Genomic DNA, 10,197 nt, shown 5'->3' on the forward strand with positions numbered 1-10,197 from the left:
CCGCTCTGGCCATGCTGGGGGTCGCGTTCGGAGTGTTCGCCGTTGCCGCTCGCACCAAGGGCAACGTCTAGAACCGTTGTCGGACAAGCTGAAGGGGGAGCCTCCACTGTGGAGGCTCCCCCTTCATTCTTCCGAGAAGAACTGGTGCTTGTGCGGCGCTTTAGAAGTAGTGCGCACGACCGCCGACCGGCTTGCCCACTGCGCCGAGGACGGCGAGGATGGCACCGATCACCAGAAGCACCACTCCGATGGTCGTCAGAATGCTGATGCCAGCCAGCCATCCGACGACAAGCAGGATCAGACCGAGAACGATCATGACACCTCCAGGTGGGGAATCCTTCTCTTGGCTACCCCACAGAGGTCGGTACAAACCTATTCGAGTGAACCCAGCAGTTTCCGCACCTCGCGGGCCTGGTCGTGGCCGAGCTCCTCGTAGATGGAGAGCGCCTCGCCGAGGTGTTCCCGGGCAGGTGCGTGCTCGCCGGCGGCGATGAGGGCCTTCGCCAGCAGCACCAGTCCGTCGGCCAGGTAGAAGGTCTCCCTCATCTCCCGCATCAGCACGACGGACTCGCGGTAGTTGTGCGCTGACTCCGCGTACCTGCCGAGCTTGAGGTAGATGTCGCCGAGGGTCTCGAAGTTCATCGCGTCGGCCATGGCGGGCGCGGTCCTGCCGAGCTCGAGCAGCCACTCGTCGGCCTGCAGGCACAGTTCGATCGCGCGTTCGTCCTGCCCCACCTCGTGATGCGCCCTGCCGTAAGCGGCGTAGTAGCAGGCCCGCTCGTGCTTGCTCAGGCGCTCCGCCATCGGGAACACCCCGCCGAGGATCTCCAGTGCGTCGCCGTAGCGGCCCTGCAGCCGGTAGACGAAGGCCAGGCCGCGCGACACGTTCGCCTGTCCGTTGTAGTCGGACTGCTCCGTTTCACAACGCAGGGCCGAGCTGAGGTGGAAGTCCGCATCGGACAGAGCGTGCTTCGCGATGTAGACGCCGCCGAGTGCCCGGTGCAGCCGCGCCTGCCCGAAGACGTCGTCGCGCCGCTGCGCCGCCGCGAGGGCCAGTTGGTCGGCCATCTCGGCTCCGGCCATGTCGCCCTTGCGCAGCAACGGCAGGTGCAGCGTGTAGCCCAACCGCCAGACGAGGTCGTCCATCCCCGCGGCGACCATCTGCTTCAACACACCGAGCAGCACGTTCTGCTCGACGTCGAACCACTCGCTCGCCGACTGCTCGTCCTCGATCGGCGTGATCACCACCGACGACGGCGGCGCGGCCAGCGGTGTCCAGGTGACCCGGACCTCGATCCGCCGGTTCGCGTCGAGCGCGGTGTGCAGGTAGTGGCCGAACATGCGGTGCAACGCTTCGGTCCGCTCGCCTGCCGACAGCGCGGCGACGCGTTCCGCCGCGTAGTCCCGCAGGAGGTCGTGCAACACGAACCTGCCCGGCACGGGCGCCGGACCGAGGAGCGAGGCCGAGACGAGCTCGCCGAGCACGCGCCTGGCCGCGGCCGGCGTCAGTTCGGAAAGGCTCGCCACCGCGTCGACGCCCACGTGCGGGCCGGGGTGGAGGCCGAGCAGCACGAACACCCTGGCCGCAGCCTCGCTGACCGACTTCAACGACCACGAGAAGACCGCACGGACACCGGTCGCGTCGTCGAGGTCGAGGGCGTCGAGCCGTTCCTGGTCGAGCTCGTCCGCGAGTGCCGTGAGCGAGTCGCCGCAGGCCGCGCGGGCGGCCACGATTCCGAGCGCCAGCGGCAAGCCCGCACACTGCCTGACCAGCCGGGATACCGCCTCTGGCCGGGCGGCGATCCGCGCCGCGCCGACCCGTTCGGTCAGCAGGTCGACGGCGGACTGCTCGTCCAGCACGTCCAACGCGACGGGCTGGGCGCCTTCTCTCGCGATCAGCCCGCGAAGCCTGTTGCGGCTGGTGATGAGGACGAGGTTGCCCGCACCGCCGGGTAGCAGCGGACGGACCTGTTCGGCGTCACGGGCGTTGTCGAGCACCAACAACACACGGCGCTGCGCCAACGCCGATCGGTACGCCGCGATCAGCGCGTCCTCCGACGACGGGACGTCCCTGACGTCGAGAGCCAGCAGGAAGTCGCGGATCACCGTGAGCGGGTCGAGCGGCTCACCCCGCGGGTCGAAGCCGCGCAGGTCGACGTGCAGCTGGCCGTCCGGGAAGCGGTCGGCGACCCGGTGCGCCCACCGGAGCGCGAGCGCGGTCTTGCCGACGCCGCCGATGCCGTTGATCGCGGAGATCAGCACCGGCTCGCCGGGCCGTGCCGCCAGCATGTCGGTGAGTCGCGCCAGTTCCTCCTCACGGCCGACGAAGTGCGGCACACCGGCCGGCAGCTGGCGCGGAACCTGCGCCACCGGCACCTCACCGCTGAGCACCTGCTCGTGGGCCTCCCGCAGCCGCGGACCGGGATCGACCCCGAGCTCGTCCGCGAGGTGGTCGCGGATCTCCTGGTACACCGCGAGAGCCTCGGCCTGCTGGTTCGACCGGTGCAGCGCGAGCATCAGCTGCGCCCAGAACGTCTCGCGCAGCGGATACCTCGCCACCAGCGACCGCAGCTCGGGCACCAGCACGTCGGTGTCCCGCGCCAGGTCCTGGTCGATGCGGCGCTCCAGCGCGACCACCCGCTCCGCCTCCAGCCGCGGCACGTCGTCGCGGTGCAACAACTCCGAGGCGACGTTGGCGAGCACCGGCCCCCGCCACAGCTCCAGCGCGGCGCGGTGTTCACCCTGTTCTTCGAGCTGCCGGAAGCGGGTGAGGTCGAGCTGTTCGGGTGCGACCTCGGCGGTGTAGCCGCGCGACGACGTCCGCACGCAGTTGGCGTCGCCCAGCGACTGCCGCAGCCTGGTGACGACCATGTGCAACGTCTTGCGGCCCCGGTCGGCCACCGGCGGTTCGCCGTCCCAGACCCGTTCGACCAGCTCGTCGACGGGCACGAACTCGTTGGCGCGCAACAGCAGCGTGGCGAGCAAGATGCGGACGCGCCCTGCCGGCACGGCGACCGGCTCGCCGTCGAGCAGCACCTCCAGCGGCCCGAGCACCCGGTATTCGACGATCACACCGGCACCCCGCAGTCCCGGAAGGCCTCCGTGGCGAGCGCTTCGGCCGCGACCGCACCTTCGACGTCACCCGTTGCGCGGCGCACCTCCGCGAGAGCCTGGAGGGACTGCCCTTCCAGGTAGCGCTGGTGGTACCGGGCATGAGTGGCAACGGCCTCCTCCGCACACCGCAGCGCTTCGTCGGTCTCGCCCAACGCGAGGTGCAGCAGCGCGCGTTCCCTGATCTCGACTCCCGACATCAGGAGGTGGTCACTGCGGAGGTGCTCGCGCACTTCTCTCAGGTGGTGTGCCGCTGACTCGTAGTCGCCCAACTTGCGGCACGCCCGCGCGGCCGACCAGTGGGCATCGATCCAATGGCCGCTCATCGTGCCGCGGTCAGCGATCTTGAGCTGCAGGTGCGCGGCCGCCAGCGCGTCCTCGTGCGCGTCGCAGTCGTTGAACAGGTCAGCCAACGCGTGCCAGGCTGCGAATTCCTCCTCGAAGCTGGCCCGCAGCCGTACGTCGTCGAGAAGGTCGATCATGAGGTCGAACGCCTCGTCGGCTTCTCGCAGCGCCAGCTTCGCCTGGACAGTGACGCTGGTACCGATCGTGATCGGCCGGGGGTTGCCGAGCTCTGCCTGCAGCGCGACGTACGCCTCCTGGTGCGCGATCGCCTCCGGCAGCCTGCCCAGCTCGGTGTAAGTGCCGTTCAGCGAAGCGTGGACGTGCCCCCGGACGGCGGGCGAGCCGGTGAGCTCCAACGCCCTGAGCAGCGAGCGCTCCACGACCGGGAGGTCGGGCATGTTGTACGAGGCCGCGGCGATGTTGAGCAGGGCCAACGCCTGACCCTCCGGCTCCCCCAGCCGCTCGTGGATCGCGAGCGACTGTTCCTGGTGGTGCCGGGCCGCCAGGAGGTCACCCGCCATGCGGCACACCCCGCCCAGGAGCCGGTGCGCGCCCGCCTGGATCTGCAGGTCTCCCGACTGGACACCGAGTTCGAGCGCAACGTCGGTGAGCTCCTTCGTCCGCACGAAGTCCCCCTGGGAGAACAGGTAGACCGCGTGGGAGAGGTTCGCGTGGGCGATCAGCAGGTCCTCGCCGGACTCGCGGGCGGCGCGGTCGCGGATCTCGCACAACGCCGACCAGCTCGTGTCGTCACGGATCTCGTAGCAGTAGGCGCTGAGCACGGCGACGATCTCGTTGGCGGGCCGGTACTCGCCTCGCTCGGTGGCGATCACGACCGCCGAGACCAGGTTCTGGTACTCGGCGGTCATCCACGCGAACGCCTCTCCCGCAGTCCCCAGCACCACGCCGGGCAGCCGCGTCGCGCTGGCGGAGAGCGGGAACCGCCGCTGGTCCGGGAACAAGAGCTCGGCCGCGTCGTCGGTCATGCGCCGGTAGAAGTCGTACAGCCGCCCGAGGGCCTCGTCGGTCTCCTGGGTGGAGCACCGTTCCCGCGTGTACACCCGCAGCAGGTCGTGCAGGACGAAGCGGCTGCCGCGCTGCTCGACGAGATGAACGCCGAGGAGGTGGTTGAGCTGGCGGCGGACGTTGGGCAGGCCGGCGATCACCGCGGCGTCGTTGGCGGTGAAGTCGGCGCCAGGCAACACCCCGAGCCGTCGTAGCACCAGTTGGACCTGCTCGGGCAACGAGGCGTAGCTCTCGTCGAAGACGACGCTGACCGCGGCCGCGGGGTCGCCGGGCACCGCCAGCTCGCCGAGCCGGTCGTCGTCCAGCTGGGCGACCTTGTCCGCGATGGTCATCATGTCCTGGGCGCGGAGGTCCGCGGCGGCGATCCTGAGGGCCAGCGGCAACCCGCCGCACAGTCGCACCAGCGCGGCGGCAGCGTCCGGCTCGGCCCGCACCCGATCTTCGCCGAGCACCCGTTCCAGCAGTTGCGTTCCGCCCTCGTCGCTCAGCGTCGGCAGCCGCACCAGATCCGCGTCGTGCAGAGCCAGCCCGCGCAGGTCACCACGGCTGGTGATGATCGCCAGCGCTCCGGGCGACGCGGGCAGCAGCGGTCGCACCTGCTCGGCGCTCGCGGCGTTGTCCAGCACCAGCAACAACTTCCGGTCCGCCACCAACGAGCGGTAGAGCGCCACCTGTTCGTCCAGGTCGACCGGAGCGGTGTCCACGCCCAGTCCTTTGAGGACGAGCGTCAGGGCTTCCTGCGGCGCCATCGCGCGAAGCGGGTCCTGCCCGCGCAGGTTCACGAAGATCTGCCCGTCTTCGAACCGATCCGCGATCCGGTGCGCGTGATGCACGGCGAGCGAGGTCTTGCCCACCCCGCCGGTACCGGCGATGACCAGCACGTTCGCGTCGCTTGCGTCGAGCCGTTCGACGTCACCCCTACGCCCGACGAACGTGGCCAGGTCTGCCGGCAACTGCCGCGGAGTGGTGTCCTCGGCCTTCGGCGGCGCGACCTCCCCGCGCAGGATCTGCTCGTGCAGCTCCCTGAGCGCGGGCGTCGGGTCGATCCCCAGCTCCTCCGCCAGCAGCTCGCTGACCTGCCGGTACGCCGCGAGCGCACCGGCCTGCTGCCCGGACCGGTACAGCGCCAGCATCAGGTGACCCCAGAGGCGGTCGCGCAACGGATGCCTGCGGGTGAGCTCCTGCAGCTCCGGGACCAGCTCGGCCGACCGCCCGACCGTGAGGTCCGCCTCGATCCGCTTCTCCAGCACGACGAGCCGCTCTTCCACCAGCGTCGGCACGTCGTCCCGGTGCAGCGACTCGGAGTCGACGTCACCCAGCACCGGCCCGCGCCACAACGCCAGCGCGGCCTCGAACTCCTGCCGCTCGACCAACGCGCGGAACCTGGCGAGATCGAGCTGCTCCGGCACCAGCTCGGCCAGATACCCACCGCGCTCGGTGCGCACGCAGTTCGCCTCGCCGAGAGCCTGCCGCACCCGCATGACCACGGTCTGCAGCGTCTTGTGCGCCCGGTCCAGATCCGGCGGCTCGCCCTCCCACAGCCGCTCCACCAGCTCGTCCACGGACACGAACTGGTTGGCGCGCAACAACAACGTGGCGAGCAGTGCTCGCCCGCGCCCGGCCGGGACGACCACGGGTTCGCCGTCGAGCAGTACCTCCAGGGGTCCCAGCACCCGGTACTCGGCTCTCACAGCCTGGAAGTCTAGGGGTGCGAGCTGAGACGCGCGGTCGACGCCGAGGCCCGTTGAATGCGAGCCTTCGGCGCATGCAGGCAGTGAGCAAGACCGCGTTGTGGGTCGCGTCGATGCGGGCGGTCGAGGCCGCGCGTGCGGACCGGTTGCACGACGACCCGCTGGCGACCGCGGTGGTCGCGGCCGCCGACTCGATCCCGCCCGCGCCGCCTGGTGCGGCCGAGTTCATGGCCATCCGCACGCGGTTCTACGACGAGTTCCTGGCGGAGTCCGTGCCTCAGGTCGTGGTGCTCGCCGCCGGTCTGGACGCCCGCGCGTTCCGGCTGCCGTGGGGCGGCGACGTGCGGTTGTTCGAGCTGGACCTGCCCGAGCTGCTCGAGCTGAAGGAGAAGCTGGTCGCCGCCGAGGGGCTGGTGCCCGCGTGTGAGCGCGTTGTCGTGCCGATCGACCTGCGGGAGGACTGGGCCGCCGCGCTGGCTGAGCGGGGGTTCGACCCTGCAGTGCCGACCGCGTGGATCGCCGAGGGTCTGCTCCAGTACCTGAGCGAGGAGGACAAGAAGCGGCTGCTCGACACCGTTCACGCGCAGTCCGCGCCCGGCAGCCGGTTCGCGTTCGACCACATGGACGCCTCGGCCGACGACCGTGCGTCGGTGGTCGACACGCTGGAGCGGATCCGGAGCATGGGCACGGATCTGGTGGCGACCGTTGACGACCCGGCTGGCTGGCTCACTGCGCACGGCTGGAGCGTTGCAACGGATCATGTGCCCGCTCTGGCCGTTGGTTATGGACGGCCGTTGCCCGACTTCATGGACCCGGCCGCAGCTAACGCAACTGCGCTCTGCACCTCAACGCTGCCCTAGCGGTGCCCCGCATTCGGTGAACGCCGCGGCGGCGAGCGCTTCCGCCGCCCGCGCCCCTTCGGCGTCGCCGGCGGCCTTGCGCACCTCGGCCAGCACGGCGAGCGACTTCGCCTCGTGATACCGCTGGTGGAAGCGCCGGTGGGTGGCAACGGCCTCCTCCGCGCACCGCAGCGCGTCGTCGACCTCTCCGAGGGCGAGGTGGAGCAGGGCGCGTTCGCGTTGCTCCTCACCGATGCCGATCGGGTACGCCTCCGCGAGGTCGCGCATCTCGGCCAGGTGCTGCGCCGCGGTGTCGTGATCGCCGAGATGGCGCGCGGCCCTGGCGACGTGGAGGTGCCCCTGGGCGCGGTCGGTCACCATCCCGTCGCCTTCGGAGAGCCGCACCAGCACCAGGCCCGCGTCCAGCGCGTCAGCGTGTTCGCCGCGCGCGTCGAGCACCTCCGCCAACGCGATCCAGCAGGCCGCTTCCTCCTCGACACCGATCTTGGACCGCATCTCCTCGAACATGCCGAGCACCAGGTCGAACGCCTCGTCGAGCCTGCCCAGCGCGACCTCGGCCCTGGCCAGGATGTTGATGATCATCGGGTCGTTGCTGCCGGTGCCCATCTTCTGCTGGGTCTGCCGGTACAGGTCGACGTGTGTGACGACGTCCGCGAGTTTGCCGAGCTCCAGGCTGATGACGGCGGCGTTCTGGCGGGCTGAGTTGAGCACGGTCGGCGAGGTGACGACGGCGAACACCTCCTGCTGGTCGCGCTCGGCCTCGATCAGGTTCCCCTGCTGGAACCGCGCGCCCACGAGGTTCATCAGGACGCGTCCCCGGCCTTCCGGTGAGCCGGCCTCGGTGAAGGCGGCGAGCGCGGCCTCGTACAGGTCCACCGCTTCCCCGAGATCACCGGCGATCTGGGCGAAGATGGCCAGCGCGTTGAACGCACCTGCCCGGATGTCCAGGCCACCCAGTTCGGCCGCTTCCTGCGCGCGCTGCCTCGCCTTCACGTAGTCGCCCTGGACGAAGTGGTAGACGTAGGCGTCCTGACGGGCCATGGCCACCACGAGGTCGTCGCCGCACTCGTCGGCCACGCGTTCGAGAATCCCGATCAGAGCCGCCCACTGCGTGGCGTTGCGGACCTCGTAGTAGTGGTAGTCGTTCAGCACGGCACCGATCTGGCTGGCCGGCCAGTGATCACCGCGATCAGCGGCCATCTGGACCGTCGCCAGCAGGTTGACGTGCTCGGTGCGCAGCCACGCGAACGCGTCCTCCGCCGTCCGCAGCACGACGTGCGGCAGCTGTGTCGACGTGGTCTCGAGCGGGAAGCGGTACCGGTCGGGGAAGCAGAGCTCGCCCGCGTCGTCGATCATCCGGCGGTAGAAGTCGTACAGCCGTTGGATCGCCGCATCGGCCTCGTCTTTCTCACACCGTTCGCGCGCGTACACCCGAAGCAGGTCGTGCAACGCGAACCTGTCGTCCGGGCGGCGTTCCACGAGATGCGTGCCCACCAGCAGGTTGAGCACCCCGTCGGCCTTGGGCAGCCCCGCGATGACCGCGGCGTCGTCGGCGGTGAAGTCCGCGCCGGGCAACAACCCGAGCCGCCGGAACACCGTCCGCGCCTCAGCGGGCAACGACGAGTAGCTCTCGTCGAACACCACCCCGACCGCCGCGGCAGGATCCCCCGGCACGGCAAGCCCGCCGAGCCGATCGTCCTGCAGCTGCGCGACCCGTTGCGCGATGGTCCGGTCCTGGTTGACGCTCAGCTCGGCCGCAGCGATCCGCAACGCCAACGGCAACCCCGCACAAAGCCGCACCAGCGCGTGCGCTTTCGCGACCTCAGCCCTGACCCGGCGTTCGCCCAGCACCTGTTCGAGCAGCCGCACACCCGCGTCGTCGTCCAACGTCGACAACCGCAGGAACTCCGCGTCGTGCAACGCGAGCCCCTGCAGCTCGTTGCGGCTGGTCACCAACGTGAGCGAAGTGCTCGACGCGGGCAGCAACGGCCGCACCTGCTCCGGCCCGGCAACGTTGTCGAGAACCAGCAGAATCGTCCGATCCGCCACCAGCGACCGGTACAGCGCCACCTGCTCGTCCAGGTCGACCGGCGCGGCGGCGACCCCGAGCCCCTTGAGCACCAACGCCAGCGCGACCTGCGGTGACATCTTCTGCGCCGGATCCTGCCCGCGCAGGTTCACGAAGACCTGCCCGTCGGGAAAACGCGACGCCGTCCGGTGCCCCCAGTTCACCGCGAGCGAGGTCTTGCCCACGCCCCCGGACCCCGTGATCACGAGCAGCCGCGACGTGCTGCTGTCGAGCTGGCGCAGCTCGGCGTCGCGCCCCGCGAAAGTGGCGAGCGCGGGCGGCAGCTGACGCGGCCCCGACGGCCGTTGGTCTAGTGAGGCGACTGTGCCGCGCAGGATCTGCTCGTGCAGGTCCGCGAGCGCAGGCGCCGGATCAATCCCGAGCTCGTCCGCGAGCATGTCGCTGACCTGCCGATATGCCTGCAGAGCACCCGCCTGCTGCCCCGACCGGTACAGCGCGAGCATCAACTGCCGCCAGAACGTGTCGCGCAACGGGTGATCGCGCGTCAGCTCCTGCAACTCCGGCACGAGCTCCCGCGCCTTGCCACCGGCGAGATCGGCGTCGATCCGCTTCTCCAGCGCGACGAGCCGCTCCTCCACGAGCAGCGGCACGTCGTCACGGTGCAACGTCTCCGACACGACGTCGACGAGCACCGGGCCACGCCACAACCGGAGTGCCGCGTGGTGGTCTCCGGCCGCGGTCAACGCACGGAACCTCGTCAGGTCCAGCTGCTCCGGCAGGACGTCGGCGAGATAGCCACCGGTCTCCGTCCGCACGCAGTTCGCCGCGCCCAACGCCTGCCGCAGCCGCGTCACCGTCATGTGCAACGTCTTGTGCGCGCGGTCCAGATCGGGCGGTGCGCCGTCCCAGACCCTCTCGACCAGTTCGTGCACCGACACGAAACGGTTGGGGCGCAACAACAACGTCGCTAGCAGCACCCTGCCGCGACCGGCGGGCAGGGCGACCGGACGACCGTCGAGCAGCACTTCGAGAGGTCCGAGGATGCGGTACTCAACGGTCACCGGCCCAGCTTATTGCGTCGGTCCGACCTAGACGTTGAAGCGGAACTCCACCACGTCGCCGTCGACCATCACGT

At 70.1% G+C, this 10,197-nt stretch carries 5 protein-coding genes; 1 reads left to right on the top strand and 4 read right to left on the bottom strand.

Annotated elements, in window-relative coordinates; all coding sequences use genetic code 11:
* Positions 1–160 precede the first annotated feature (160 nt).
* Genes LFM09_RS30225 through LFM09_RS30235 form a run of 3 tightly spaced genes read right to left on the bottom strand, consistent with a single transcriptional unit; the run spans position 161 to position 6,173 of the window.
* Entirely contained in the window at positions 161–316 is a 156-nt protein-coding gene (locus LFM09_RS30225) for a DUF6131 family protein (protein WP_086662791.1), read from the bottom strand.
* A 56-nt stretch (positions 317–372) separates the two neighbouring features.
* Positions 373–3,072, bottom strand: coding sequence for a BTAD domain-containing putative transcriptional regulator (locus LFM09_RS30230; protein WP_414099974.1), 2,700 nt, complete (start codon positions 3,070–3,072; stop codon positions 373–375).
* On the bottom strand, positions 3,069–6,173 hold the full coding sequence (locus tag LFM09_RS30235) for a BTAD domain-containing putative transcriptional regulator (protein WP_414099975.1): 3,105 nt from the start codon (positions 6,171–6,173) through the stop codon (positions 3,069–3,071). Before LFM09_RS30235 ends, LFM09_RS30230 begins: the two co-directional genes overlap by 4 nt.
* Positions 6,174–6,247: 74 nt before the next feature.
* Here LFM09_RS30235 and LFM09_RS30240 point away from each other — a divergent pair, with 74 nt between their 5' ends.
* Complete coding sequence (locus tag LFM09_RS30240) at positions 6,248–7,033, top strand: SAM-dependent methyltransferase (protein WP_414099976.1); 786 nt, start codon at positions 6,248–6,250, stop codon at positions 7,031–7,033.
* Here the strand turns inward: LFM09_RS30240 and LFM09_RS30245 are convergent.
* A complete protein-coding gene (locus LFM09_RS30245) occupies positions 7,019–10,123 on the bottom strand; it encodes a BTAD domain-containing putative transcriptional regulator (RefSeq protein WP_414099977.1) in 3,105 nt (1,034 codons plus the stop codon). The two genes, LFM09_RS30240 and LFM09_RS30245, sit on opposite strands and share 15 nt — an antisense overlap.
* Positions 10,124–10,197: the final 74 nt, after the last annotated feature.

This window comes from Lentzea alba, from assembly GCF_047445655.1.
Classification (GTDB): domain Bacteria; phylum Actinomycetota; class Actinomycetes; order Mycobacteriales; family Pseudonocardiaceae; genus Lentzea; species Lentzea alba_A.